The sequence below is a fragment of the Streptomyces sp. NPDC088785 genome, assembly GCF_044750685.1.
In the GTDB taxonomy this organism is placed as follows: domain Bacteria; phylum Actinomycetota; class Actinomycetes; order Streptomycetales; family Streptomycetaceae; genus Streptomyces.
In genome coordinates, this window is sequence record NZ_JBIVKH010000004.1 from 387,436 (window position 1) to 412,166 (window position 24,731).

At 76.0% G+C, this 24,731-nt stretch carries 25 protein-coding genes; 18 read left to right on the forward strand and 7 right to left on the reverse strand.

Going from position 1 to position 24,731, the window contains the following annotated elements; translation table 11 throughout:
* Positions 1-145: 145 nt before the first annotated feature.
* The 12 genes from ACIP5K_RS15765 (at position 146) to ACIP5K_RS15820 (ending at position 12,422) form a co-directional block, all read left to right on the forward strand.
* On the forward strand, positions 146-571 hold the full coding sequence (locus ACIP5K_RS15765) for an RrF2 family transcriptional regulator (RefSeq protein WP_401409735.1): 426 nt from the start codon (positions 146-148) through the stop codon (positions 569-571).
* Positions 568-1,524 (forward strand): DsbA family protein, encoded by a 957-nt coding sequence (locus tag ACIP5K_RS15770; RefSeq protein WP_401409737.1) that lies wholly within the window; start codon positions 568-570, stop codon positions 1,522-1,524. The genes ACIP5K_RS15765 and ACIP5K_RS15770 overlap by 4 nt, the downstream gene beginning before the upstream one ends.
* Positions 1,525-1,992: 468 nt before the next feature.
* Positions 1,993-3,570 (forward strand): ABC transporter substrate-binding protein, encoded by a 1,578-nt coding sequence (locus ACIP5K_RS15775; protein ID WP_401409738.1) that lies wholly within the window; start codon positions 1,993-1,995, stop codon positions 3,568-3,570.
* Positions 3,567-4,598, forward strand: coding sequence for an ABC transporter permease (locus ACIP5K_RS15780; RefSeq protein WP_401409740.1), 1,032 nt, complete (start codon positions 3,567-3,569; stop codon positions 4,596-4,598). The genes ACIP5K_RS15775 and ACIP5K_RS15780 overlap by 4 nt, the downstream gene beginning before the upstream one ends.
* Positions 4,595-5,542: an ABC transporter permease gene (locus tag ACIP5K_RS15785; protein WP_401409741.1), complete on the forward strand. Its 948-nt coding sequence runs from the start codon at positions 4,595-4,597 to the stop codon at positions 5,540-5,542. Before ACIP5K_RS15780 ends, ACIP5K_RS15785 begins: the two co-directional genes overlap by 4 nt.
* Complete coding sequence (locus ACIP5K_RS15790) at positions 5,526-6,551, forward strand: ABC transporter ATP-binding protein (protein ID WP_401409743.1); 1,026 nt, start codon at positions 5,526-5,528, stop codon at positions 6,549-6,551. The genes ACIP5K_RS15785 and ACIP5K_RS15790 overlap by 17 nt, the downstream gene beginning before the upstream one ends.
* The gene (locus ACIP5K_RS15795) at positions 6,548-7,549 is read left to right on the forward strand and encodes an ABC transporter ATP-binding protein (protein ID WP_401409744.1); all 1,002 of its coding nucleotides are present in this window, start codon (positions 6,548-6,550) and stop codon (positions 7,547-7,549) included. The genes ACIP5K_RS15790 and ACIP5K_RS15795 overlap by 4 nt, the downstream gene beginning before the upstream one ends.
* 66 nt (positions 7,550-7,615) lie before the next feature.
* Complete coding sequence (locus ACIP5K_RS15800; protein ID WP_401409746.1) at positions 7,616-8,722, forward strand: LLM class flavin-dependent oxidoreductase; 1,107 nt, start codon at positions 7,616-7,618, stop codon at positions 8,720-8,722.
* Positions 8,723-8,801: 79 nt separating this feature from the next.
* The gene (locus tag ACIP5K_RS15805) at positions 8,802-10,001 is read left to right on the forward strand and encodes an acyl-CoA dehydrogenase family protein (RefSeq protein WP_401409748.1); all 1,200 of its coding nucleotides are present in this window, start codon (positions 8,802-8,804) and stop codon (positions 9,999-10,001) included.
* The gene (locus ACIP5K_RS15810; protein WP_401409750.1) at positions 9,998-11,125 is read left to right on the forward strand and encodes an LLM class flavin-dependent oxidoreductase; all 1,128 of its coding nucleotides are present in this window, start codon (positions 9,998-10,000) and stop codon (positions 11,123-11,125) included. Before ACIP5K_RS15805 ends, ACIP5K_RS15810 begins: the two co-directional genes overlap by 4 nt.
* On the forward strand, positions 11,122-11,901 hold the full coding sequence (locus ACIP5K_RS15815; RefSeq protein ID WP_401409751.1) for an alpha/beta hydrolase: 780 nt from the start codon (positions 11,122-11,124) through the stop codon (positions 11,899-11,901). The genes ACIP5K_RS15810 and ACIP5K_RS15815 overlap by 4 nt, the downstream gene beginning before the upstream one ends.
* Positions 11,898-12,422, forward strand: coding sequence for a flavin reductase family protein (locus ACIP5K_RS15820; protein WP_401409752.1), 525 nt, complete (start codon positions 11,898-11,900; stop codon positions 12,420-12,422). The genes ACIP5K_RS15815 and ACIP5K_RS15820 overlap by 4 nt, the downstream gene beginning before the upstream one ends.
* A gap of 31 nt (positions 12,423-12,453) precedes the next feature.
* Here the strand turns inward: ACIP5K_RS15820 and ACIP5K_RS15825 are convergent, their stop codons facing one another.
* The gene (locus ACIP5K_RS15825) at positions 12,454-12,897 is read right to left on the reverse strand and encodes a hypothetical protein (protein ID WP_401409754.1); all 444 of its coding nucleotides are present in this window, start codon (positions 12,895-12,897) and stop codon (positions 12,454-12,456) included.
* Between the two features lie 188 nt (positions 12,898-13,085).
* On the opposite strand from ACIP5K_RS15825, the gene ACIP5K_RS15830 reads away from it, so the two are divergent.
* Both ACIP5K_RS15830 and ACIP5K_RS15835 read left to right on the forward strand, forming a co-directional pair.
* Positions 13,086-13,469, forward strand: coding sequence for an SRPBCC family protein (locus ACIP5K_RS15830; RefSeq protein WP_401409755.1), 384 nt, complete (start codon positions 13,086-13,088; stop codon positions 13,467-13,469).
* 56 nt (positions 13,470-13,525) lie between these two features.
* Entirely contained in the window at positions 13,526-13,705 is a 180-nt protein-coding gene (locus ACIP5K_RS15835) for a DUF6480 family protein (protein ID WP_401409757.1), read from the forward strand.
* Positions 13,706-13,727: 22 nt separating this feature from the next.
* On the opposite strand, the gene ACIP5K_RS15840 is transcribed toward ACIP5K_RS15835, so the two are convergent.
* From ACIP5K_RS15840 to ACIP5K_RS15855, 4 genes are read right to left on the reverse strand one after another with little or no spacing between them, the layout of a single operon-like run.
* Complete coding sequence (locus ACIP5K_RS15840; protein WP_401409759.1) at positions 13,728-14,741, reverse strand: DUF5914 domain-containing protein; 1,014 nt, start codon at positions 14,739-14,741, stop codon at positions 13,728-13,730.
* A complete protein-coding gene (locus ACIP5K_RS15845; RefSeq protein ID WP_401409761.1) occupies positions 14,738-15,763 on the reverse strand; it encodes a phytoene/squalene synthase family protein in 1,026 nt (341 codons plus the stop codon). The genes ACIP5K_RS15840 and ACIP5K_RS15845 overlap by 4 nt, the downstream gene beginning before the upstream one ends.
* Positions 15,760-17,298, reverse strand: a complete 1,539-nt coding sequence (gene crtI, locus ACIP5K_RS15850) for a phytoene desaturase family protein (protein ID WP_401409762.1) — start codon at positions 17,296-17,298, stop codon at positions 15,760-15,762. Before crtI ends, ACIP5K_RS15845 begins: the two co-directional genes overlap by 4 nt.
* Positions 17,295-18,530, reverse strand: a complete 1,236-nt coding sequence (locus tag ACIP5K_RS15855) for a polyprenyl synthetase family protein (RefSeq protein ID WP_401409764.1) — start codon at positions 18,528-18,530, stop codon at positions 17,295-17,297. Before ACIP5K_RS15855 ends, crtI begins: the two co-directional genes overlap by 4 nt.
* A 208-nt stretch (positions 18,531-18,738) precedes the next feature.
* Here ACIP5K_RS15855 and ACIP5K_RS15860 point away from each other — a divergent pair, with 208 nt between their 5' ends.
* The 3 genes from ACIP5K_RS15860 to ACIP5K_RS15870 are packed head-to-tail and all read left to right on the forward strand — an operon-like array spanning position 18,739 to position 22,253.
* The gene (locus ACIP5K_RS15860) at positions 18,739-19,926 is read left to right on the forward strand and encodes a lycopene cyclase family protein (RefSeq protein ID WP_401409765.1); all 1,188 of its coding nucleotides are present in this window, start codon (positions 18,739-18,741) and stop codon (positions 19,924-19,926) included.
* A gap of 24 nt (positions 19,927-19,950) precedes the next feature.
* The gene (locus tag ACIP5K_RS15865; RefSeq protein ID WP_401409766.1) at positions 19,951-20,673 is read left to right on the forward strand and encodes a class I SAM-dependent methyltransferase; all 723 of its coding nucleotides are present in this window, start codon (positions 19,951-19,953) and stop codon (positions 20,671-20,673) included.
* Positions 20,670-22,253, forward strand: coding sequence for an FAD-dependent oxidoreductase (locus tag ACIP5K_RS15870; RefSeq protein ID WP_401409768.1), 1,584 nt, complete (start codon positions 20,670-20,672; stop codon positions 22,251-22,253). The genes ACIP5K_RS15865 and ACIP5K_RS15870 overlap by 4 nt, the downstream gene beginning before the upstream one ends.
* Before the next feature lie 140 nt (positions 22,254-22,393).
* On the opposite strand, the gene ACIP5K_RS15875 is transcribed toward ACIP5K_RS15870, so the two are convergent.
* Positions 22,394-23,161, reverse strand: coding sequence for a polysaccharide deacetylase family protein (locus ACIP5K_RS15875; protein WP_401409770.1), 768 nt, complete (start codon positions 23,159-23,161; stop codon positions 22,394-22,396).
* 173 nt (positions 23,162-23,334) lie between these two features.
* On the opposite strand from ACIP5K_RS15875, the gene ACIP5K_RS15880 reads away from it, so the two are divergent.
* On the forward strand, positions 23,335-23,790 hold the full coding sequence (locus ACIP5K_RS15880) for a MazG nucleotide pyrophosphohydrolase domain-containing protein (protein WP_401409772.1): 456 nt from the start codon (positions 23,335-23,337) through the stop codon (positions 23,788-23,790).
* Here the strand turns inward: ACIP5K_RS15880 and ACIP5K_RS15885 are convergent.
* Positions 23,763-24,662, reverse strand: coding sequence for an Lrp/AsnC family transcriptional regulator (locus ACIP5K_RS15885; RefSeq protein ID WP_401409774.1), 900 nt, complete (start codon positions 24,660-24,662; stop codon positions 23,763-23,765). The genes ACIP5K_RS15880 and ACIP5K_RS15885 overlap by 28 nt on opposite strands.
* Between the last annotated feature and the right edge of the window lie 69 nt (positions 24,663-24,731).

The window sequence follows — 24,731 nt, forward strand, 5'->3', positions numbered from 1 at the left end:
AGGGCGCAACGCAAGATCCTGGGGCCGACCGTAGAGACCCGGAGAAAAGGATGTCAAGATGTGTCCATTGCGTGCGGTCCGGCTCCGGCGCGCTCGGAGCGGGGTGGACCGGGCCGCCGGACCAGACGCTCGGGAAGACGGTGACATGCAGATTTCCGCCAGGGTCGACTACGCGGTACGGGCGCTCGCCGAACTGGCGGCCGACAGCGCACGGCCGTTGACGTGCGAATCCATCGCCTCGGCGCAGGAGATTCCGTTCCGCTTCCTCAAGTCGGTCTTCCGCGACCTGCGTTCGGCCGGGCTCGTGCGCAGCCAGCGCGGCTGCGAGGGCGGGTACTGGCTCGGCCGGGACGCGGCCGAGATCTCCGTCGCGCAGGTGATGACCGCCGTCGACGGCGCGTTCCTCACCGTGCGCGGCCAGCGCCCCGAGACGCTGGGGTACCCCGGCGCGGCGGCCGGCCTGCCCGGGCTGTGGCACGGGGTCGAGACGGCCGCCGAGACCCTGCTCGCCCGCACCACCATCGCGGACCTGGCCCGGCGGGGAGCGGACGGCAAGGCAGTGCGCGCATGAGGACGGGGGAGCCGGCCGGCACCGGCGCCGAACCCCTGGTCCTCGTCACCGAGTTCACGGATCCCGCCTGCCCCTGGGCGTGGGGCTCCGAGCCGGTCCTCCGGCTGCTGCGGCACGGGCTGGCGCCCCGGCTGCGCTGGCGCCGGGTGTTCGGCATCCTCTTCGACGAGGACGACGACCCCGCCCCGGACCCCGACGCCGAGGCGCGCTGGTACGAGGGGTTCATCGAGGGCGTCGCGGCCCACACCCGCGCCCCGTACGCCGGCCGGCTGCACTGGCTGACCCGGACCAGCTGGCCCGCGTCCGTCGTGGCCAGGTCCGCCGAGGCGCAGGGCCGGCAGGTCGCCGACCGGGTCCTGCGCAGGCTCCGTGAGACGACCTTCGTCCTGGGCCGGCCCGCCGACACCCTGGCCGCCGCCGCGCAGGCCGTCCGCGGGGTGCCGGGGCTCGACCCGGACCGGCTCCTCGACGACCGGGCGCTGTCGGCCGCCCGGGAGTCCGTGCGCGCGGACCGGGCGGAGGCCCGGCGCCCCCTGCCCGAGGTGTTCGGCCTGCGCGCGCCCGGACCCCATCCGGGCCGCGCCAAGGAGCTGGCCGACGGCCACCGCTACGCCCTGCCCACGCTCGTCTTCGAGGGGCCGGGAGGCCGGATCTGCGTGCCGGGCTGGCGCCCGCTGCGCGCGTACCTCGACGCCGCGTCCACCGCCGCGGGGACGCCGCTGCACCTGCCCGGCCCGCTCGGCGCCGACGCGGCGGTCCGGCTGTGGCGCAGCCTCACCGGGCCCGAACTCCTGCTGCTCACCGGCGCGTCGGAGCCGCCGGCCGACGCCGTGCGGGTCGCGACGGGGAACGGCCCGCTGTGGCTCCATCCCGACGAGGCGGCCCGCCATCCGGCGACGAACCCGCAGGCAGAAGGGGTCTCGGACAATGAGACACCTAAAGGTGTCCATTGACAGTGCGGCGGGCGGCCGTGAGGATATGGGCATGCCTTCGACGCATCCCGGCGTGGTCTGCCGCTACGTGGACTACCGGCGCACCTCCAGCGCACTCTGTCGCTGACCCCCGCGGCGCCCGCCCGCCCCTCCCGGCGGCGCGGTTCCGGCCGACGCCGTCCCGCACCGCCTCCCGCGCCGACCTGCCGTGCCGGGTTCCCGTGACGGATCTCCGCACCGGCCTGTCGTGATCCGGCCCGTCGTGGCGGGCCCGCGCCACGCGGCGTCGCGAGGACCCGCTCCGGCGAACCGGCGCCGACCGCGCCGCGTCACGACCGCTCGTTCCACGACCGCCCGCGGTGGTGCGGCCCCGTGCCGCGCCCCCGTTCCCCGGCCCTCCACCCCCGGTGCCCGCGCCCCGCCGTCCGGGCGTCCCACGACCTGCCCGCGCCCGCGTCCGGCGACGCGCGGTCAGAAAGGTGTGCTCCCATGCCTGCGTTCCATCCGCCCGTCGTCCCCCGGCAGCCCTCGACGCCACCGTCCGCCCGCCCGCTCGCCCGCCGTTCCTTCCTCGGCGTCTCCCTCGCCGCCGGGGCCTCCCTCGCCCTGACCGCCTGCGGCGGACAGTCCACCTCGACGGCCAGGAGCGGCGGCGGAACCCTCAAGTGGGGCTGGGACCTGCCCACTTCGTGGGACCCCGTCACCTCCTCGGCCGGCTGGGACGTGCACTCCCTCTCCCTCGTCTACGCGGGCCTGACCCAGCTCGACCCGAAGGGCGACGCCGTCCCCGCGCTCGCCACGTCGTGGAAGTACGACGACGCCGGCACGGCGGTCACCTTCACGCTCCGCCCCGGCGCGACGTTCTCCGACGGCAGCCCGGTCGACGCGACGGCCGTCAAGAAGAGCCTCGAACGCGGGCGCGACGACGCGAAGTCCCTGGTCGCCTCCCAGCTGACCGGCGTCGAGAAGATCAGCGCCCTGGACGCGCACACCGTCGAACTCCGCCTGGCCGCACCCGACTTCCAGATCCCCGCGCTCCTCGCGGGCAAGACCGGGATGATCGTCAACCCGAAGGTCTTCGAGAAGGACCCCACGAGCCTGGCCACGAAGCCGGCCGGCGCCGGACCGTACACGCTCGTCTCCTACGTGGAGAACTCCAAGGCCGTCCTCGCACGCAACCGCACCTACTGGGACGCGAAGCGGATCAGGACGGAGAACTTCGAGCTGTACCCGCTCCCGGAGCCCTCCACCGTCGTCGCCGCGCTCAGGTCCGGCCAGTACAACGTCGCCCAGATCCCCGGCAGCCAGGTCAAGGCCGCCCGCGCGGCCGGACTGAAGGTGCAGGTCATCCCGTCCATGGTGGTGGCCGTCCTCGACGTGCACAACGGCCGCGAGCCGTTCACCGACCCCGACGTCGTCCTCGCCCTGAAGTACGCGATCGACCGCGAGGAACTGCTGAGGACCGCCTCCTTCGGCTACGGCGAGACCACCCGCCAGCCCTTCCCCCAGGGCTACGCGGGCCACGACGACGCCCTCGACAAGCTGTTCCCGTACGACCCGAAGAAGGCCAGGGAACTCCTCGCCGGGGCCGGCCACGCGGACGGCCTGAAGCTCACCCTCACCACGCAGAAGGCCGAAGGCGTACCGGAGTTGATCCAGGCCCAGCTGAAGAAGGTCGGCATCACCGCCACCATCGAGACCATCCCCGCCGACCAGGCCACCCAGATCGTCTACATCCAGCGGGCCAAGGCGCTCGTCGTCGACCAGTTCGCCGGCCGCGACTCCGCCGCCCAGGCCTTCCAGGTGCTCTTCGGCAAGGAGGGCCTGATGAACCCCGGGCGCACCACCTCGCCCGACCTGGAGAAGGCCCTCGACGCCGTCCGCCGCACCCCCCTGGACGCGCCCGACTATCCCGAGGTGCTGCGCAGGGCGACCGGCATCGCGGTGCGGGACATGCCGAACGTGTTCCTGTACACCGTCCCGCGCATCCTCGCCCGCAGCCCGGAGGTCTCCGAGATCCCCGCCTACACCGTCGTCCAGCGCTTCGACGGGGTGACCGTCGGATGAGCGCACCCGCCCTCGGCGGCCGGCGCGCCCGGCCGCTCGCCCGCCTCGCCGCGGCGCCCCGCCCGCTCGGCCGGGCCGCCGCCACCACCGCCACCGTCTTCCTCCTCGCCTCCCTGCTGACCTTCGCCCTCGGCGCGCTCTCCCGGGCCAACCCGGCCGCCGCCGTCCTCGGCGACCTCGCCACCCCGGCCGACATCGCCCGCATGGAGGCCCAGTTCGGCCTCGACCGGCCGCTGCCCGCGCAGTACGCGAGCTGGCTCGGGCACGCCCTCGGCGGCGACCTCGGCACCTCGTGGTTCACCGGAGTGCCGGTGGCCGACAGCATCGCCCAGGCCCTCCCCGTCGATCTGTCCATCGCCGGACTCGCCCTGCTGCTCGCCGTGGTCGTCGGCGGCGGCGCGGGGATCGCCGCCGCCCTGCACGCCGGGGGCCGCGTCGACCGGGCCGTCACCCTCGTCTGCTCGGTGCTCGCCACCCTGCCGCCGTTCCTCATCGGCATCGTCCTGATCGTCGTCTTCGCCGTCCAGTTCGGCGCCCTGCCCACCGGCGGCTACGCACCGCTGGACGCGGGCGCCGGCCCCTGGCTGCGCTACGCGATCCTGCCCGCCCTCGCGCTGAGCCTGGACGCCGCCGCCTCCCTCGCCCGGCAACTGCGCACCTCCCTGGTCGGGGCGCTGCGCGAGAACTACGTCGTCGGCGCCGAGATGCGCGGATACTCCGCCCGCCGGGTGCTGTTCGGACACGTGCTGCGCAACGCGGCGGGACCCGCCCTCACCGTCCTCGGGATGAGTGTCCCGGTCATCCTCGGCGGCGCCGTCGTCACCGAGAAGATCTTCAACCTGCCCGGCATCGCGCAACTCTCCCTCCAGGCCGCCGAACGGCACGACATCCCCGTCGTGCAGGGCACCCTCCTGGTCACCGTCGCCGTCGTCCTGGTCGCGAACATCGCGGTCGACACGGCCCTCGGCGCCCTCGACCCGGCGGCCCGCCGCGACGGGCGCACCGCGCGCAAGGAGGGAGCGGCATGAGGGTGCTCCGGATCACCTGGCGGCAGCGCTCGGCCAGGATCGCCCTCGCCGTGCTCGCCGCGGTGGCGGTGCTCGCCGTCGCGGGCGGCACCCTCGCCCCCGGCGACCCGCTGGCGCAGCACCCCGCCGACATGCTCCAGGGGCCCAGCGCCGCCCACCTGCTCGGCACCGACTACCTCGGCCGGGACGTCCTGAGCCGCGTCGTGTCCGGTACGGGCCTGTCGATCGGCGGCGCCCTGGAGGCCGTCGGCGCCGCCCTGCTGATCGGCGTACTGCCGGGACTCGCCTCCGTCTGGCTGGGCCCCGCCGTGGAATGGAGCACGCAGCGGGCCGCCGACACGCTGATGATCATGCCGTTCACGGTCTTCGCGATCGCCGTCGTCGGCGCCCTCGGCAACGGCGTCCACCAGGCCATGCTCGCCCTCGGCGCCCTCTTCGCCCCGCTGTACTTCCGCGTCACCCGGGCGGCCGCGCTCGGCCTGAAGCGGGCGCAGTACGTGGAGGCCGCCGAGCTGATGGGCGCCTCCCGCCGCTGGATCCTGCGCACCCACGTCTGGGGCAGGATCCTGCCGACGATCGCGGTGACCACCGCACAGGTGGCGGGCCAGGCCCTGCTGGTCGTCTCCTCGCTCACCTTCCTCGGCCTCGGCGTCAAGGCACCCGCGCCGACCTGGGGCGGGATGCTCGCCTCCGACCTCGGCTACCTCGCCCAGCAGCCGTGGGCGCCGCTCGTCCCCGGCGCCGCCATCATGATCACCGTCGGTGCGCTCAACCTGCTCGCGGACGCGATCCGCGACGGCGGCGCGGCGCCCGTGACCCGCACCCACGCCCCGCCCCGCGCCACGGCCGGCCCACCGCCCGGCCGGCCCGCTCCCGGGACCGGGACACCCGTCGGGACGTCCACCCCGTCCGAGGAGGCCGAGCGCCGTGTCACCACTGGCTGAAGCGGGGGCCGCGGCGCCCGTGCTCACCGTCGAGGGCCTCGACGTCACGGTCGGCCGGTCCGTCGCCGCCGTCCGCGACGTCTCCTTCACCCTCGCCCGCGGCGAAGCGGTCGGCCTGGTGGGGGAGTCGGGCAGCGGCAAGAGCCTGACCTGCCGGTCCGTGCTCGGTGTGCTCCCGCGGGGCTGCGAGGTCGCCGCCGGACGGGTCGCGCTCGCCACGGACGGCACCGACACCACCGAACTGACCTCCCTCACCCGCCGGGAGTGGAACACGGTGCGCGGCCGCCGCGTCGCAGCCGTCTTCCAGGACCCCGCCTCCTACCTCAACCCCTCGCTCACCGTGGGCCGCCAGCTCGCCGAGCAGCTGCGGGTGGGGCGGGGCCTGGGCCGGACCGCCGCACGACGGCGCGCCGTCGAACTGTTCGCCGCGGTGGGCCTGCACCGGCCCGACGAGCTGTTCCACCAGTACCCGCACGAACTGTCCGGCGGCATGCTCCAGCGGGTCCTCATCGCGATCGCCGTCTCCTGCGAACCGGAACTCCTCATCGCCGACGAGGCGACCACCGCCCTGGACGTCGTCATCCAGGCCGAGATCCTGGAACTGCTGCGCACCCTGCGCGCCGCACACGGCCTCACGCTGCTCCTCGTCACCCACGACCTCGCCGTCGTCGCCGAGTCCTGCGACCGCGTGATCGTCATGTACGCGGGCGAGATCGTCGAGGACGGCCCGACCGCGGAGGTGTTGGCCGCGCCCGCGCACCCGTACACCGAGGCGCTGCTGCGCGTGGCGTCCCTCGGCGACTGGGGCCGCAGGGAGCTCGACACCATCCCCGGCCTCCCGCCCGAGACCGGCGCCGACCTGCCGGGCTGCCGGTTCGCCGACCGCTGCGCCCACGCGGCCCGCGAGTGCGTCGACGGACCGGTCGCCCTGCGCACCCTGGACGGCGGCCGGCGCACCCGCTGCCTGCGCCCCGCGAGCACCGCCACCCCCGAAGGAGCCGCCCGGTGACCACCACCCCCGACACCCTCCTGGAGATCGGCGGCCTCGGAGTCTCCTACGGCCGCCGGGGCGCCCTGCGCGGCGCCGCGCACCGCACCCGGGTGCTCAGCGGCATCGAACTCGACGTGCGCGCCGGGGAGATCGTCGGCGTCATCGGCGAGACCGGCTCCGGCAAGACCACCCTCGCCCGGGCCGCCGTCGGCCTGGTGCGGCCCGACGCGGGCGCCGTGCGCTTCGGCGGACGCGAGCTGACCGGACTCGACCGGCGCGCCCTGCGCGCGTTCCGCCGCTCGGGACAGGTCCAGTACATGTTCCAGGACCCGCTGCGCTCCCAGGACCCGGACCTGACGGTCCGCCAGATCGTCGCCGAACCCCTCACGGTGGCGGGGGTCCTCACCCGGCGGGAGCGGGCCGCGCGCGCCGACGAGACGCTGGCGCTCGTGGGCCTCGACGCCGACCGGATCGGTGACCGCGTCCCCGGGCAGCTCTCCGGCGGACAGCGGCAGCGCGTCTCGCTCGCCCGCGCCCTCGTCACCCGGCCCCGGCTGCTGTGCAGCGACGAACCCGTCAGCGCCCTCGACGCCTCCAACCGCAACCTCGTCCTCGCCCTCCTCGACCGGCTGCGCCGCGAACTCGGCCTCGCCGTCGTCGTGATCTCCCACGACCTGTCCTCCCTCGCCGGCATCGCCGACCGGGTGGCCGTCCTCTACCGGGGGCGCCTCGTCGAGCAGGGCCCCGTCGGCGACGTCCTGCGGCGCCCCCGCCACCCGTACACGGCCCTGCTCACCGCCTCCGCCCCCAGCGTCCGCACCGAACACCGCCTGCTCCCGGCCCAGTTGAGGCCGGACGCCGGGCGGGCACCCTGGCCGGACGCCCTCGGCTGCGTGTTCGCCCCGCGCTGCCGGTTCGCCGACGACACCTGCCGGACCGAGCCCGGCACGACCGGGACCGCCGGGCGGACCGTCGCCTGCCACCACGCCGGGACCTGGCGCGACCGCGTCCGCTGACCCCGCCCGCGCCCCGCCTCCCCGACCGCCCCGCGCCCCTCCTCGACCCCAAGGAGTCACCTCGTCATGTCCGCCCCCGCCCGTTCCGTCGAATTCATCGGCTTCGCCGCCACCCACGAGTCCAGCGAGAGCGGCCCGCGCGCCGACGGCCCCGTCGTCCAGCCCGCATATGTGCGGGAGGTCGCCCGGGTGCACGAGGCCTCCGGCTTCGACCGCGTCCTGATCGCCCACTCCTCGGCGAGCCCCGACGGCTTCACCGTCGCCGACCAGGTCCTCCAGCACACCGACCGGCTGGGCGTCCTCCTCGCGCACCGGCCCGGCTTCGTCGCCCCGACCCTCGCGGCCCGCGCCCTCGCCACCCTGGACGCCTTCCATCCGGGCCGGGTCGCGCTGCACGTCATCACCGGCGGCGACGACGCCGACCAGGCGCGCGACGGCGACTTCACCGACAAGCCGACCCGCTACCGCCGCACCGACGACTTCCTCGACGTGGTCCGCAAGGAGTGGACGGCCACCGAACCCTTCGACCACGAAGGCGAGTTCTACCGGGTCAGGGGCGGCCTCTCCGCCGTGCGCCCGGCCGCGCCGATCCCCGTCTACTTCGGCGGCGCCTTGGCCGACGCCGTCCGCACCGGCAGCAGGCACGCCGACGTCTACGCCTTCTGGGGCGAACCGCTCGCCGGCATCGCCGAGCGCATCCGCGAGGTGCGGGCCGCCGCCGCGCCGCACGGCCGCGACCCGCGGTTCAGCGTGAGCCTGCGCCCGATCACCGCCGCCACCGAGACCGAGGCCTGGGAGCGCGCCCGGGAGATCCTGCGGCTGACCAAAGAGCGCTTCGGCGAGCTGCGCAGGTCCTTCCCCCTCGACCACTCCGCACAGCGCGGCGCCCAGCGCCTGCTGGAGTACGCGGCCCAGGGCGAGGTCCACGACAAGCGGCTGTGGACCGAGATCGCCCGCACGACCGGCGCCGCCGGCAACTCCACGGCCCTGGTCGGCAGTCACGAGCAGGTCGCCGACGCCCTGCTCGACTACGTGGCGCTGGGCGTCTCCACGCTCCTCATCCGCGGCTTCTCCCCGCTCGCCGACGCACGGGACTACGCCGCCCTCATCGACCTGGTGCGCTCCGCCCCCGCGGCGACGGCCGCGGCCGACCCCGCCGCGGTGCCCGCGTGAGCGCGCCCCGCCCGGGTGGCCACCGCCCCCCACGGCACGCCGGCCACCTCTTCGCCCCCGACCGCCGACCGGAGACCCCGTGACCCGCCGCGACCCCGCCGCCGTCGAGACGCCCGCCCTCCCCGCCCCGCGGCTCGACCGGCTCGCCGACGTCACCCGCGCGCTCGCCGCCCGCGCCGACGCCCACGACCGTGCGGGCTCCTTCCCCGCCGACGGCCTCGCCCTCGTCCACGCGTCGGGACTGCTCACCGCGACCGTCGCCACCCGCCACGGCGGGCCAGGAGCCGGGCTCGCGGACACGGTGCGGATCCTGCGCGCCCTCGGCACGGGCGATCCGTCCGTCGCCCTGATCAGCGCGATGACCCTGTTCGTGCACGCGGCCGAGGCCCGGACCCCGAGCTGGCCGGCCGCCGCGTACGCCGACTTCCTCGACGCGGCGGCCACCCGCCCCGCCCTGGTGAACACGCTGCGCGTCGAACCCGAACTGGGCAGCCCGGTCCGCGGCGGCCTGCCCGCGACCACCGCCCGCCGCGCGGGCGACCACTGGGAACTGACGGGCCGCAAGATCTACTCGACCGGCGCCGTCGGACTCGACCGCATGCTCGTCCACGCGCGCACCGACGAGGACCCGGTCCGCGTCGGCTCGTTCCTGGTCCGCCGGAACAGCCCGGGGCTGACCGTCGACCCCACCTGGGACCACGTCGGACTGCGGGCCAGCCGCAGCGACGACGTGCTCCTCGACGGCGTACGCGTCCCCGTGGACGAGGTCGTGGCGCTCGGCGCCCCCGGCCCCGCCACGCCGGACGCGGTGGGCGGCGCCTGGGGCGCGCTCGGACTGACCGCCCTGTACCTGGGCGTCGCCGAGGCGGCCCGCGACTGGCTCGTCGGCTTCCTCCACGAACGCGTCCCCACGGGACTCGGCGCCCCGCTGGCGACGCTGCCCCGCTTCCAGAGCGCCGTCGGCGAGATCGAGACCGCGCTGACCGGCGCCGCGGTCCTGGTCGACGCGCTCGCGGCCCGCGTCGACGCGGGCGACCCGGACGCCCCCCGACAGGCGGGCGCCGCCAAACTCCTCGGCACCCGCGCCGCCATCGGCGCCGTCGAACAGGCCCTCCAGCTCACCGGCAACCACGGCCTGACCCGCGCCAACCCGCTCCAGCGGCACTACCGCGACGTGCTGTGCAGCCGCATCCACACCCCGCAGGACGACTTCCTCCTCACCGCCGCCGGCCGCGCGGCCCTCGACCGGCACCCCCTCGCAGCGAAGGACACCCCATGACCACGACCCCGCCCCCGGCCACGTCCGTCGAGTTCATCGGCATGATCGGCACCCAGGACGGCTCCGAGAGCCGGCCGGCCCACGGCCCGGTGATCGACGCGGCCTACACCGCCCGCTTCGCCCGCGCCCACGAGGACGCCGGCTTCGACCGCATCCTCATCGGCTACAGCTCCACCCGGCCCGACGGCCCCCAGGTCGCCGCGTACGTCGCCGCCCGCACCGAACGCCTCGGCCTGCTCATCGCCCACCGGCCCGGCGTCATCGCCCCGACGCTCGCCGCGCGCGCCTTCGCCACCCTCGACCACTTCACCGAGGGGCGGGTCGCCGTCCACACCATCACCGGCGGCCACGACGTCGAACAGCGGCGCGACGGCGACTACCTGGACAAGGACGAGCGCTACGACCGCACCGACGAGTATCTGGGCATCCTGCGGCGTTCCTGGTCCGCCGACGCGCCGTTCGGCCACGAGGGCCGCCACTACCGCTTCGAGGACTACGCGCCCGGCGTGCTGCCGTACCGGGAATCGGGCATCCCGCTCTACTTCGGCGGCTCGTCCGAGGCCGCGTACCGGGTCGGCGGCAAGCACGCCGACACCTTCGCGCTGTGGGGCGAGCCGCTGGCCGAGACCGCCCAGCAGATCGCCGCCGTCCGCGCCGCCGCCGAGGCCGCGGGCCGCACCGAGGCCCCGGGCATCAGCGTCTCCTTCCGCCCGATCCTCGCCGCGACCGAGGAGCTCGCCTGGGAACGCGCCCACCGCATCCTCGACACGATCAAGGCCGGACCGGGCCGCGCGTTCTTCACCGACGGGAAGGCCGCGCCGCAGAACACCGGCTCGCGGCGCCTGCTCGCCGCGGCCGCCAAGGCCGACCTGCACGACCGCTGCCTGTGGACGCCGACCGCCGCCGCGACCGGCGCGGGCGGCAACACCACCGCCCTCGTCGGCACCCCCGAGACGGTGGCGCGGGCCCTGCTCGACTACGTCGACATCGGCGCCACCACCCTCCTCATCCGCGGCTACGACCCGCTGGACGACGCCATCGACTACGGGCGCCACCTGCTGCCCCTCGTCCGCCAGGAACTCGCCCACCGCGCCGCCCTCACCCCCGCGGGAAGCACCCGATGACCCACGCCGCCCCGGCCGCCACCGCCCACACCTGGCGGCCCCCCGCCCCCGTCGCCCCGCGCGGCACCCTCGTGGTCCTCCCCGGACGCGGCGAACACGGCCCGGTCTACGAGCGGTTCGGCCGCCGGCTGTCCGCCGACGGGTACGTCGTGCACGCCCTGGACACCACACCCCGGCAGGACGCCGCCGACGTGCTCCTCGCGGTGACCGGCGTCCTCGGCGCCGCCCCCGCCGCACCGGTCGTCCTCGTCGGCAGCGACACGGGCGCCCTCCAGGCCCTGGGCGCGGCGGCCCGGGCCGGGGGAGAGGTGCCGCTCGCCGGACTGGTCCTCGCCGGGACCGCGCTCGGCGCGGGCGCGCCGGACCTCGACTGGGAGGCGGAGCTGGCCGCCCGGACCTCGTGCCCGACGCACCGTCACACGCTGTCGCGGGACGCGGAGTTCGGCCGCGGCCTGCTGACCGGCCCGATCCCCGCACACCTCCTGCCCGGGGACGTCCTCCCGGCCGTCCCCGCGCTCCTCCTGCACGGCGCCGCCGATCCACTGACGCCGCTCGGCCAGGTCCGCGCGCTGGCCCGGCGCCTGCCGGGCGCCGCCCTCGCGGTCGTGCACGACGGCGTGCACGACGTCCTCAACGACGCCTCCCACCGCACGACCGCCGCAGCCGTCGTGCAGTGGCTGGAACGGCTGCGGGCCGACCCGGGCCTGCGCCCGATCCTCAGCGTCGAACCCCTCGCACAGCACCGACCGCGACCGACCGAAAGGCGAGCGCCATGACCACCACCTCTCTGCCGACCCCTCAGCGGGCCGCGGTCCCCGACGACCGCGAGGACGCCGGCGAGGTCCTCCGCCGGACCCTGCGCCGGCACGCCTCCGGCATCACCGTGATCACCGTCCCCGGCCCGGCGGGGTTCACCGCGACGTCGTTCACGTCCGTCTCCCTCGACCCGGCCCTCGTCTCCTTCTGCCTCGGGGCCACCGCGTCGACCGCCGCCGCCGTGCAGCGCGCCGAGCGGTTCGCCGTGCACCTGCTGGGGGCGGAGAACACCGGCCTGGCACGGCAGTTCGCGCGCAGCGGCGTCGACCGCTTCGAGGGCGTCCGGCACCGTCGGGAGAGCGACGGGCTGCCGGTCCTGGCCGACGCCCCGGCCTGGCTCACCGCCCGGGTCGTCTCCCGGCAACGCCTCGGCGACCACTACCTCGTGGTCGGCCAGATCGACGCGGGCGACGTGCGGCGCGAGGCCCCGGCGCTGGTGCACCACGCGGGGGAGTTCGCGGCGGTGTCCGGCGGGGCCTGAACCGGGCGCGGCCCGGACCGGCCCCCGGCGGTCAGGCGGCGTGCGGCTCGTCGGTCGCGGCGGCCGTCGGCGCGGCGGCCGCCGGGGCGAGCGAGTGGTACGCGGCGCGGGCGTGGGCCACCCGCGCCGCCGTCGTGCCGACGAGGGTCGCGCCCAGCAGGCAGGTGAGCCAGAGGCTGTCGCGGTCCGGGGTCCAGGTGAGCGTGCCCGCGGGCGGGATCCCGAAGCCGTTCAGGAACAGCCAGCACAGCACGGCGGTGCCGGGCGCCGCCGTGAAGCGGGCGAAGAAGCCCAGCAGGGTGGCGAGCACGGACAGCACGGTGAGCGCGAGCAGCGGCCGGGTCTGCCCCGCGAGCGTGTTGAGCAGGACCACGAACAGCAGCGCGGTGGCGCAGGCGGCCGACCACACCAGCGGCGTCGCCACGGGCCGGGGGACGGGGCGCTGCCCGGCCCTCAGGAACACCCACTTGATCACGTTCGTGCTTCCTTCCGGCTGCGGCGACGGACGGGCAGGCCGACGCACACCGCCGATGCGGCCAGGGCCGTACGGGCTGCCAGGACGGACATTGTCCCACCCGCGCCGCACGGCACTCCACGCCGCCGTCGGCCCCTTCGGGCCCGGCGCCGTGCCCGGCGGCCCGTCCCGTGTGACACGCTGCGTGCGTGCGACTGACACTGAGTGAGCGGGGAAGCGCCGACGCGGACACGGTGTGGCGGCGGTACGCCCACCCCGACCGCTGGCCCGACTGGGCCCCGCAGATCCGGTCGGTGGAGGCGGAGGGCGCCCTGCGCCCCGGAATGCGGGGGCGGGTGCGCCCCGTCGTCGGACCGGCCGTCCGCTTCGTCGTCACCGCCGTCGACCACGACGCCCGGACCTGGAGCTGGCGCGTCCGGACGGGACCGGTCCGCCTCCTCCTGGAACACGCCGTCGATCCGTGGGGGAGCTCGGGCGCGCGGACCCGGCTGACCCTCACCGGCGCCGCACCCGTCGTCCTCGCCTACGCGCCCCTCGCCCGGTGGGCGCTGCGCCGCCTGGTCCGCCCCTGAACCGCGGGCGTCCGCCCCCGGGTGCGCACGCCCGCCATGAGGAGGACCGTGGAGACATGACCACCTCACACGTGCCGCCGTCGGAGACCCCGCCGGCGGAGGGCTCCATCGCCGAAGCGCACCAGGAACGCGCCGACGGCGGGATCTGGGAACACCCCTACTGGTGGGTGCTGCTCATCCTCGTCGGCTCGGTCCTGGTGGCGGGCTTCTTCGTCGCACGGATCTGGGGCCTGTGACCCCGCGCGGGCGCCCGGCGGCTCAGTAGGGCAGCTCGGTGCGGGTGCGCAGGGCCCAGCGGCGCTCCGCGTAGGCGAGGTCGTCGCGCCACAGGCGTCCGGCCGCCGCGCGCATCAGCGGGCGCAGCGCGAAGGAGGCGAGCCGCGCCACGGCGAACCCCGGCCGCTCGGACGTCGCGATCACCGCCTCCACCACCGCGGTCCGCGGCGCCGGATGCCCCGCCGGGGTCAGCGGCGTCGCGTGCGTCTCCACGACCGAGTCGCGCCCCTCGCCGTCCGTGATGTGCATGACCACCGTGCGCGGCTCCGGCGCGGTGAAGACCGCGCGCACCGGCACGACGAGCCGCTCGGTGAGCCGGAAGGACACCTCCACCGCGAACCCGTCGTCCGCCGCCTCCACGCCGTCACCGGACGGCGCGTCCGTCACCCGCAGGTCGACGAACGAGTACGGGTGGAACCACGCGCCGTGCCACGGATCGAGCCGGTTGGCGACGACGTCCTCCGGCTCGCAGCGCCCGAAACCGGTGTAGACGGCGGCGACGGACCGCCCCGGGTCCGGGCGGGCCGGGATCACGGGCCGCTCCAGCGGCTGTTCGCGGTCCGCGCCGTCGAGCCGGACCCAGACCAGCACACCGTCGTCGTGCACGGGCAGGGTCCGCCACGCCGCCGTGCCCTGCGCACCGAGCGCGAGCCCGTGCCAGTGGCACACCAGCGTCCCGCACGTGACGGGGCTGTCCTTGAGCGGCGCGCCCAGATGCGGGCAGGCACCGGGCCCGGCGGCGACCTCGCCGTCCGCGTCCCGCCACAGGACCAGCTCGCGCCCGGCCACGGTGCGGCCCAGGGGCGCGTCGGACGGGACGTCGGCGGCGGCGCCGACGACGTACCAGTTGCCCGAGGGCCGGGCCTGGGCCCGCTTCAGGGCGCTCTCGATGACGGCGGGCCGCGCCTGCCGCCAGGTGGGCTCCTGCCGCTCCCACGCGACGGGCTCCCTGCGGAAGGTCAGCGGGATCCGCGCCGACCACGGCCGCCTGCTCATACCGCCTCCCGGTCCGCGAGCCGGGCCCGTCCGGTCCGCACCGGCCCGTGCGGGCCCGGCCGGTGGGGCGGGACCGCCGACGGGGCGGAGCGGTGCCGCAGCCGGGCGTGCGCGATGCGGACCAGACCGTCCAGGGCGACCACCGCGCGCCGCCGCCTGGGCACCACGGCCCGCCGGTGCAGCACGCTGTACCGGTCGTCGGCGACGGCGTCGAGAATGCCCGCGTACAGCACGAAGGCGCTGCGGATGCAGGGCCGCGACACCGGGTCGAGCAGCGCGATGCCGGGCACCGCCTCCCGGTAGACGTCCCGGGTGAGCGCCTCGAACGCTTGCAGCGCCCGCGTGATCCGGCGGTCCCGGCCGCCCGTGTCCCGGCTCCACCGCAGCAGGTCACGGTCGACGCCGTGCGCGGCCAGCAGATCGGCGGGCAGGTAGACGCGCCCCCGGTCGAGGTCCTCGCCCACGTCCCGCAGGAAGTTGGTGAGCTGGAACGCCACCCCGAGCGCGGCGGCGTGCGGCTCCGCCTGCGCGCGGGGCACCGTCGTCCCGAGCACGGGAAGCATCTGCAACCCGATCACCGCCGCCGAACCGTGCATGTAGCGGCGCAGATCGGCGTACCCGGGATAGTCCGTCACCGTCAGGTCGTCGCGCATCGCCGTCATGAAGTCCTGGAAGTGCGCGGGGTCGATCGCGTACCGGTGCGCGGTGTCGGCGAGGGCGCGCACCACGGGCTCGTCGCCGTGCCCCGTGGCGAGCCCGTGCCGCAGCTGCGCCGCCAGCCGCTCCAGCGCCGCGGCGCGCTCCGCAACGGTGGTGTCCGCGCCGTGGCAGTCGACGATGTCGTCGGCCCAGCGGGCGAATCCGTACAGGGCGTGCACGGCGGGTCTGCGGTGGGCGGGCAGCAGCCGCGTGGCCAGGAAGTACGTCTTCCCGTGGCGGGCGTTGAGCTCCCGGCACCGCGCGTAGGCGCTGCGCAGGCCGGGGTCGGTGATGCCCGCGGCATCGAGTTCTCGCGCGGTCACAGGGGTGCCCCTCCAAGGGTGTCGTGCCGGGAGCGGGAGCGGGCCGGCGCGCTGCCGCGCAAGCCCGTGATCCTGGCGGCGGCGAGCTTTCCGGACAGCAGCACCGTGGGAACCCCGACACCGGGTGTCGTCCCGCACCCGGCCAGCACCGCGTTCCGCGTGCCGCGCACGAGATTGCGGGGCCGGAACGGCCCGGTCTGCGCGAAGGTGTGCGCGGCCGAGAACGGGGTGCCGGCCGCGTGCTCCTGGGCGTGCCAGTCGGCGGGGGTGACGAAGCACTCCTCGTCGATGGCGTCGCTGATGCCGTCCAGGCCGCGCCGCTCCAGCTCGGCCAGCAGCTCGGCGCGGTAGCGCGGCGCGAGATCCCCCCACTGGGCGGGACTCGGCCCGATGTCGGTGTTCGGGCAGGGCGCCAGGATGTAGTGCAGATGCCGGCCGGGCGGCGCCAGCGTCGGGTCGGTCGCGGTGGGCCGGGTGATGAGCAGCGACGGATCGCTCATCAGCCGGCCGCGCCGGGTCAGCTCGTCGAACGTGTCGTGCCAGGCGGCGCCGAACGAGATGGTGTGGTGCGCCAGCTGGGGCCACGTGCGGTCGGTCCCGGCGTGCAGGATCACCGCCGACGGGGCGTGCCGCAGCGCGACCGGCCGGCGCGGGGCGCGGCCCAGCAGCCGGTGCACGATCGGCAGATCGGGGGTCAGGACGACGGCGTCGCACGGGATCCGCTCGCTGTCCGTCACCACGGCGGTGATCCGGTCGCCCGAGCGCTCCAGGCTGCGCACCGTCCGGCCGAACCGCAGGTCGGCCCCCGCCGCGCGGGCGGCGTCCGCCATCGCCCGCGGCAGCGCGTGCATGCCGCCGCGCGGGAAGTAGACGCCCGCGACGGTGTCCATGTAGGCGATGACGGCATACGCCGCCAGGGCGCGGGCCGGCGGCACACCCGCGTACAGCGACTGGAAGGAGAAGACGCGGCGCAGCCGCTCGTCCTCGATGAACCGGCCGATCCGGGCGTCCATGCGGCCGAAGCCGCCGAGCGCGGCGAGCCGGGCCAGGTCGGGGGTGAGCAGTTGCAGCGGCGAGTCGAAGTTGGTGTCGATGAAGTGCTTCATCTGCGCCCGGTACAGACGCTCCAGCCAGCGCCGCAGCCGCACATAGCCGGCCGCCGCCGCGGGCCCGGCGAACTCCTCGACGGCGCTCTCCATGGCGTGCCCGTCGGTGTGCACGTCGATCGAGCTGCCGTCGGCGAACGACGCGCGGTAGGCGGGGTGCAGGGCGACCAGGTCCACCCGGTCGCGGAGGCGTTCCCCGACGGCGGCGAACGCCTCGTCGGCCAGGTGGGGCATGGTCAGCACGGTCGGGCCGGTGTCGATCCGATAGCCCTGCCGGGCCAGCAGACCCGCCCGGCCACCGGGCTCGTCGTCCCGCTCGACGAGCGTGACCTGCCGCCCCGCGCCCAGCAGATGGAGGGCGGCGGCCAGGCCGGACAGGCCCGCGCCCACCACGACCACATGATCCGTCCTGCCGCGTACGGTCCTCACCGGGCGGCTCCCTCGGTCGCGGCGGCGGCCGGGCACGGCGCCGTGGGCGTGCCCGCCACCTGCCGCAGCAGCAGACGCAGCCGCTCGTGGGCCACGGGGTCGAGCGGCACGGACTCCAGATCGCGGGCGCTGCGGGCGATCAGGGCACGGATCCGGTCCTCCACGAGCTGCCGGGCGCCGGTGCGTTCGAGCACGTACCGCAGGTCGTCGAGGTCGGCGTCGTCCAGGACCTGCCGCCCCGACCGGCCCAGGATCGCCAGGGCGCGGTGGTCGCCGTCCCGCTCGGCGCGGGCGTGGGCCAGCGCCATCAGGTACGTGGGCTTGCCGGTCCGCAGGTCACCGGCGGCCGGCTTGTCCCGGCGGACCGGATCGCCGAACGCGTCGTCGAGGTCGTCGCGCAGCTGGAAGGCGAGCCCCGCGCCACGGCCCGCCGCGCACAGCGCCCGCAGCGTGGCGTCGTCCGCGCGGCCGAGGATCGCCCCCAGCTGGAGCGGGCGCTCCACCGTGTACAGCGCCGTCTTCAGGCAGGCCGCGTCGAGGGCCTGGCGCGGCGACCGGTTCCGGGTGTGCTCGCCCTGGACGTCCAGGTACTGCCCGGCGACCATCTCGAGACGCATCTGCGACCACGTCTCGCGCAGCCGACGGGCCCGCGGGCCCGTCAGTTCGAGGGCGGCCGCCTCGTCGTCGGCCCAGGCCAGCGCGAGATCACCGGCGAGCACCGCCGCGGACTCACCGAACCGGGTGGCGTCCGACGAGCCCTGCGGCCCGTACCGCGCGGCCAGGTCGACGTGCAGGGCGGGCCGCCCGCGACGGGTCGTCGCCCGGTCCATGACGTCGTCGTGCACGAGCGCACAGGTCTGGATCAGCTCCAGCGCCGCGCTCAGCCGCAACGCCGCCTCGACCTGCTCGTCGTCGGGCGGACCACAGGCGCGCAGCCCCCACCACAGGAACTGCGGACGCAGGCGCCGCCCGCCGCCGAGCGTGAACCGCGCGACGCGCTCGGCGACGTCACGGCCGAACGTCGCGTCCACCGCGACGGCCCGGGCGACACGCCGGGACAGCAGCCCGGTCAGCCGCTCGTGCACCGTACGGGGAAGATCGGCATCGATCCGGCGCACCTGCACGGACCGGGACGGCACGGCGGCACGCGCGGGGCCCGCGGCGCGCCCACCGGGCGGTCCGCCGTGGGACGCCACCGCCGTGGCGACGCCCAGGGCCTGATCGGGGGGCATGTCAGCTCCTTGGGGATGCCGGTGAACGGGGAGAGTATGTAGGGCATTCCCCGCCGCGCGGGTGATCGGATGCGGTGGATTGCGGCAACCGGAGCAACGTCGTTCAGGCGAAAGGCGCCCGGATCCGCGCATCCGTGGCCGGGTCACCGGACGAAGGGGTGACCGGAGCAAAAGGTGGGGCGACAGTGGGGCGACACAGGAGGCGGGCGTGCGGTCGGACGTGGTGATCATCGGCGCCGGAGCCGCCGGGCTCTCGCTGGCGGAACGGGTGTGCGCGGCACCCGCGGGGACGGCGCCGACCGTCCGCCTCGTCGACGCGCCCGCGGGACCCCTGCGGCCCCCGGCGCGCACCTGGTGCTTCTGGGAGCACGGCCCCGGCCGCTACGACGACGCCGTCACCGCCTCCTGGAACCGGCTCCGGGTCCGCGGCACCGACGGCCGGCTCGTCGACGCCCGCACCGGAGCGCTGCGCTACAAGATGATCCGCTCCACCGACCTCGAGGCCGTGCTCGCGCCCCGGCTCGCCGCCCACGACGCGCTGACCCGCACCGAGGGCACCGTCGAGACCGTCGAGGAGGACGCCGACGGCGCGCACGTGGTCGTCCGCACCGCCGACGGCCGGCGCGAAGGCATCCCGGCCCGCTGGGTGTTCGACTCCCGCCCGCTCGGCAGCCTGCCCCCGGCCCGCACCACCCTGCTCCAGCACTTCCGCGGCTGGTTCGTCCGCACCGACCGGCCCGTCTTCGACCCCGGCGCCGTCGACCTCATGGACTTCCGCACCCCCCAGCCCGGCCGCGGGCTTGCCTTCACCTATGTGCTGCCGACCGGCGAGCGGACCGCGCTCGTGGAGTACACCCAGTTCTCGCGGGCCGTCCTGCCCGCCGAGCGCTACAACGCCGCCCTCCAGGACTACCTCCATGACGTGCTCGGCGTCCGCGACGTCCACATCGAGGCACGCGAGGAAGGGGTCATCCCCATGACCGACGCCCGCTTCGCCCGCCGGACCGGCCGCAGCACCTTCCGCATCGGCGCGGCCGGCGGCGCCACCCGCCCGGCGACCGGCTACACCTTCGCCGCCATCCAGCGCCAGAGCACCGCCATCGCCGCGGCGCTGCTCGCCGGACGCGACCCGGCGCCGCCGCCCCCGCACCCGAGGCGCTCGATGGCCATGGACGCGGTCCTGCTGCACGGCCTGGACAGCGGCCGCATCGACGGAGCGGCCTTCTTCACCCGCCTGTTCTCCCGGGTCCCCATGGAACGCCTGCTGCGCTTCCTCGACGGTGCCACCGCCCTCCACGAAGACCTGTCGATCGGACTCCACAGCCCGATCGGCCCCCTGCTGCGCAGCGCGGTGGAACTGCCCACCCGCCCGCTGCGTCCCGCCCCCACCCCCTGACCCGTCCGGGCCCCGAGGAGAACCATGCCCACGCTGCGCGATGCCGCGCTCGCCTCAGCCTTCGACCACGCCGCGCGCACCTACGACACGCTGGTGAACGCCAACCCCGGCTACCACGCCCACCTGCGGCGCTCGGCCCGCCGCCTGGGCCTGCCCGGGCAGGGGCGCGGGCTGCGCGTCCTCGACCTGGGCTGCGGCACCGGCGCGTCGACCGCCGCGCTGCTGTCCGTGCTGCCCGAGGCGGAGATCACCGCCGTGGACGCCTCCGCGGGCATGCTGGAGCGGGCCGCGGCGAAACCCTGGCCGTCGAGCGTCACCTTCGCCCACACCCCGGCCGAGCACCTCGCGGACGCCGGGATCGACGGCGGCTTCGACGCGGTGTTCGCCGCCTACCTGTTCCGCAACACCGCCGACCCCGACCGCGTCCTGGCCTCCGTGCGCGACGGGCTCGCCCCCGGCGGCCGGGTCGCCGTGCACGAGTACACCCTCAGCGGCAAGCACCGCCACCGCGCCGTCTGGTCGGCGGTCTGCGCCGGACTGCTGCCCGTCACCACGGCGCTCGGCGACGGCGCCCTCTACCGGCATCTGTGGCGCAGCGTCCTCGAGTTCGACACCGCGGCGCACTTCGCCCGCCGGCTGACCGCCGCGGGCTTCGAACGGGTCACGGTCCTGCCGCTGCCCGGCTGGCAGACCGGCATCACCCACACCGTCGTCGGCCGGGTGCCGCACGAGAGGAGCCGAGGATGAGCCGCGCCGCGCAGACGCCGCCGCAGGCACGGGACCGCCGGGCGGCACACATTCCGGCCGGGCCCGGCGCGTCCCGGGTCACGGACCCCGCCCCCACCACGGCCGTCGTCGGCGGCGGGATCGCCGGACTGGCCGCCGCCGTCGCCCTCGCCGAACGCGGCGTGCGCGTCACCCTGTTCGAACGGGAGGCGACGCTCGGCGGACGGCTCGCCGGCTGGACCACCGGCCTGGCCGACGGCTCGACGGCCACGATGAGCCGCGGCTTCCACGCCTTCTTCCGCCAGTACTACAACCTGCGGGCCCTGCTGCGCCGCACCGATCCGCACCTGGAACGGCTGACCGCGCTGCCCGACTACCCGCTCTGGCACGCCGACGGCCCCCGGGACAGCTTCCGGCACGTCCCGCGCACCCCGCCCTGGAGCGCCCTCGGCTTCGCCCTGCGCAGCCCCACCTTCACCCTGCGCGACATGCCCCGCATCGACGCGCGGGCCGCCCTCCCGCTGATGGACGTCCGCGTGCCGGAGGTCTACGACCGGCTGGACGGCGTCAGCGCGCACGACTTCCTGCGGTCGATCCGCTTCCCCGAGGCCGCCCACCACCTGGCGTTCGAGGTGTTCTCCCGGAGCTTCTTCGCCGACCCGCGCCGGCTGTCGGCCGCCGAGATGGTGCTGATGTTCCACATCTACTTCCTGGGCTCCGCCGAGGGGCTGCTCTTCGACGTGCCCGACGAGCCGTTCCCGACCGCCCTGTGGGACCCGCTGGCCCGCTACCTCGAAGAACGCGGCGCCGACCTGCGCCCGGCCCAGCCGGTCGACCGGCTCGCCCCCGCCCCGGGCGGCGGCTTCACCCTCACCGCCGGGGCGCACACCGGCCGCTACGACGCCTGCGTCCTCGCCCTCGACACCGGCGGCCTGCGCCAACTGGCGGGGGACAGCCCGGACATCGCCGACGCCGCCTGGCACGCCCGGACCGCCCGGCTGCGCACGGCTCCCGCGTTCCTCGTCTCCCGGCTGTGGCTCGACCGGCCGGTGGCCGCCGCGCGGGCCGGGTTCCTCGGGACCAGCGGCTACGGAACGCTGGACAACGTCAGCGTCCTGGACCGCTGGGAGGGCGAGGCGCACCGCTGGGCCCGGCGCACGGGCGGCTCGGTGGTGGAGCTCCACGCCTACGCCCTCGACGGGCCCGTCGACCGGGCCACCGAGGAGAAGCGCCTCGTCGACCAGCTGCACCAGGTGTATCCGGAGACCCGCGCGGCCCGTGTCGTCGACGTCCGGCACGAGTGGCGCGACGACTGCCCGATGTTCGCCGTGTCGGGGTACGGGGACCGGCCGACGGTCCGCACCAGCGACCCCCGGCTCGTGATCGCCGGCGATCTGGTCGCCACCGGCCTGCCGGTGGCGCTGATGGAACGTGCCGCGACCAGCGGCATGCTCGCCGCCAACGCGCTGCTCGGGCACTGGGGGGTGCGGGGCCACGACCTGTGGACCGTGCCCCGGCGCGGCCGCGATCCGCTGCTGCGGCACGCGGCACGCTGGAGCGCGGGCCCGCCGCGCCGCGGGCCCGCGCGAGCGGGGAGGTGAGCCGCACCCTGATCGAGCGGGTCCGCGAACCCCACCTCCACAGCCGGGACTTCGTGACCGACGACCTGATCCCCGTCCTCACGACACCCCCGTGCCGCACCGGCGGCGGTCGCGCCCGCCGGGCCGGGCGGCGCGGCGCGTCAGCGCACCGGGAAGCCGAAGGAGTAGCCCTTCTCCTTCAGTTCGGGCAGCACCCGGCGCAGCGCTTCCACCGTCTGGCCGCGGTCGCCGCCCGCGTCGTGGAAGAGGAGCGTCGGCCCGTTGGGCAGCTCCTCCTCCACGGTGGCGACGATGGCGGCCGTACCCGGGCGCTCGAAGTCCTTGGTGTCGACGTTCCAGCCCAGCGGACGCATCCCGCGGGACGCGGCGAGGGTGCGGCTGTACGGGGTGAACGCCCCGCCGGGCGCGCGGTAGTACATCGGCCGCACCCCGCCGGACGCCTCGGTGATCATGCGTTCGGCGTCGAGGATCTGCCGCGACTGGTACGCCCGGGGCCGCTTGTCCATCGCGGTGTTGTGCGACACCGTGTGGTCGCACAGCCGGTGCCCCGCCGCGACGACCTTCTTGACGAGCTCCGGGTGGGCCCGCGCCTGGGTGCCCACCATGCAGAAGGTCGCCTTCACCCCGTACCGCGCGAGCACGGCGAGGACCTGCGGCGTCCACTCGGGGTCGGGGCCGTCGTCGACGGTGATGTTCACGCCGCGGCTCCCCGCGTCGGAGGCGTGCGCGATGCTCACCCCGACCGCCTGCACGGCCCTGGGCGCGGCGGCGCCCGCGCGCGGCGCCGGCCCGGTCGCCTCGCCCGCCTGCGCGGTCCACACCGAGACGCCCCCGGCCAGCACGGTCACCGCCAGCGCGGCCCCCAACACGCTGCTGTTCCAGCCCGGCCCGCGGCCCCGTCGTCCCATGTCCGTTCCTCCCGCGCCGTGCTGCACCGATGCCCTTCGACCCTGCGGTCACTAGGCAGGACGACGCGGAGACGCCCGCGGCTCCCTCCGTTACGGATCACGGACAATCCGGCAGGCGTTCGGGGACGAACGGCCGCCGGAGCGCGGTGCGCGGGACGGCTAGGGTCGGGGGCATGGATCACGAACCGATGCGGTGCGTCGCCGAGTTCCGTGCGGCCTTCGACGGCCGGGCCGACGCGGAGCGTCCCGAACTGAGCGAGCTGCGGCGTGCGTTGCTGACCGAGGAGGCGGCGGAGGCGGCCGAGGCGCTGACCGCTCTCGCCGCGGCCCTGCGCGCCGGCGCCGACCCGGCCGGGGCGCACCGGGCGCTCGCCAAGGAACTCGCCGACGTCCTCTACGTCACCTACGGCGCCGCCGACGCGCTGGGCATCGACCTGCCGGCCGTCTTCGCCGAGGTCCACCGGTCCAACATGAGCAAGCGGGACGCGGACGGGCGGGTGCTGCGCCGGGCCGACGGCAAGGTCCTCAAGGGGCCCGGCTACCGGCCGCCGGACCTGGACGGGGTCGTCGCGTGGCCGCCCGCACCGGCCGGCTCCGACGCTCACGCGGGGTGCGGCCCCATGTCGTAACGCTCCTTGACCAGTTCGAGGTGGAGCCAGCTCTCCACCTCCCGCACCCGCGGCAGTTCCCTGATCTCCTCCAGCGTGCCGCGTACGGCGGCGAACGACTCGGCGGTGAGGGTGCCGACCACCTCGGCGCCGCCCAGGCACGTCGACAGGAACGTCACCCGGGGGAGCGCGGCCACCCGCTCGGCGGTCTCGGCCGCCGCTCCCGCCACCCGCACGGCGAACCCGCACAGATAGCCCATCCCGAGGACCTCGGGCCGCACCAGCGCGACCACCTGGGCGACACCGCCGTCGAGCAGCCGCAGCGTGCGGGAGCGGGTCGCACCCGGCGACAGCCCGATCCGCGCCGCCAGTTCGGCGAACGGCAGCCGTCCGTCCCGCTCCAGTTCCGCGAGGATCCGCTCGTCCGTCTCGTCCTGCGGGGCGACGGTCGGCTCCCCGGCCGGCAGGTAGGGGTCCTTCACGTGCCGGGTCGCGATCAGCGGGTCCACGCTGTGCACGCCGTCGAGCCCCCGGATGTGCTCGATCGTCCGCTCCAGCTCCCCGAACCCCGCCGTCCGCAGCTCCGTCATGATCGACCGGCGCCCGCTGGTCAGCGTCACGAACGGGGCGGCGGACAGCCCGGCGATCGCGCGGGCCACCGGGGCGGCGGCGCCCCGCGTGCCGATGGCCAGGTGCGCCGACGCGGTCAGCCGCCGTACGGCCGGGTGCGTGATGGCCACGACGCGCACCGCGCCCGACTCCTGGAGCCGCCGCACCCGCGTCCGCGTCGCCGGACGGGACAGGCCCACCCGCCGGGCCAGCGTCTCGTAGGGCAGCCGTCCGTCCTCGCGCAGCTCGCGCACCAGCGCCAGGTCGGTCTCGTCGAGTTCCACGGTCGGTCCCCTCGGTCAGCGGTGCGGCCCGGCGGGTGCGTCCGTGCCATCGACGGTAGACAGGATAGA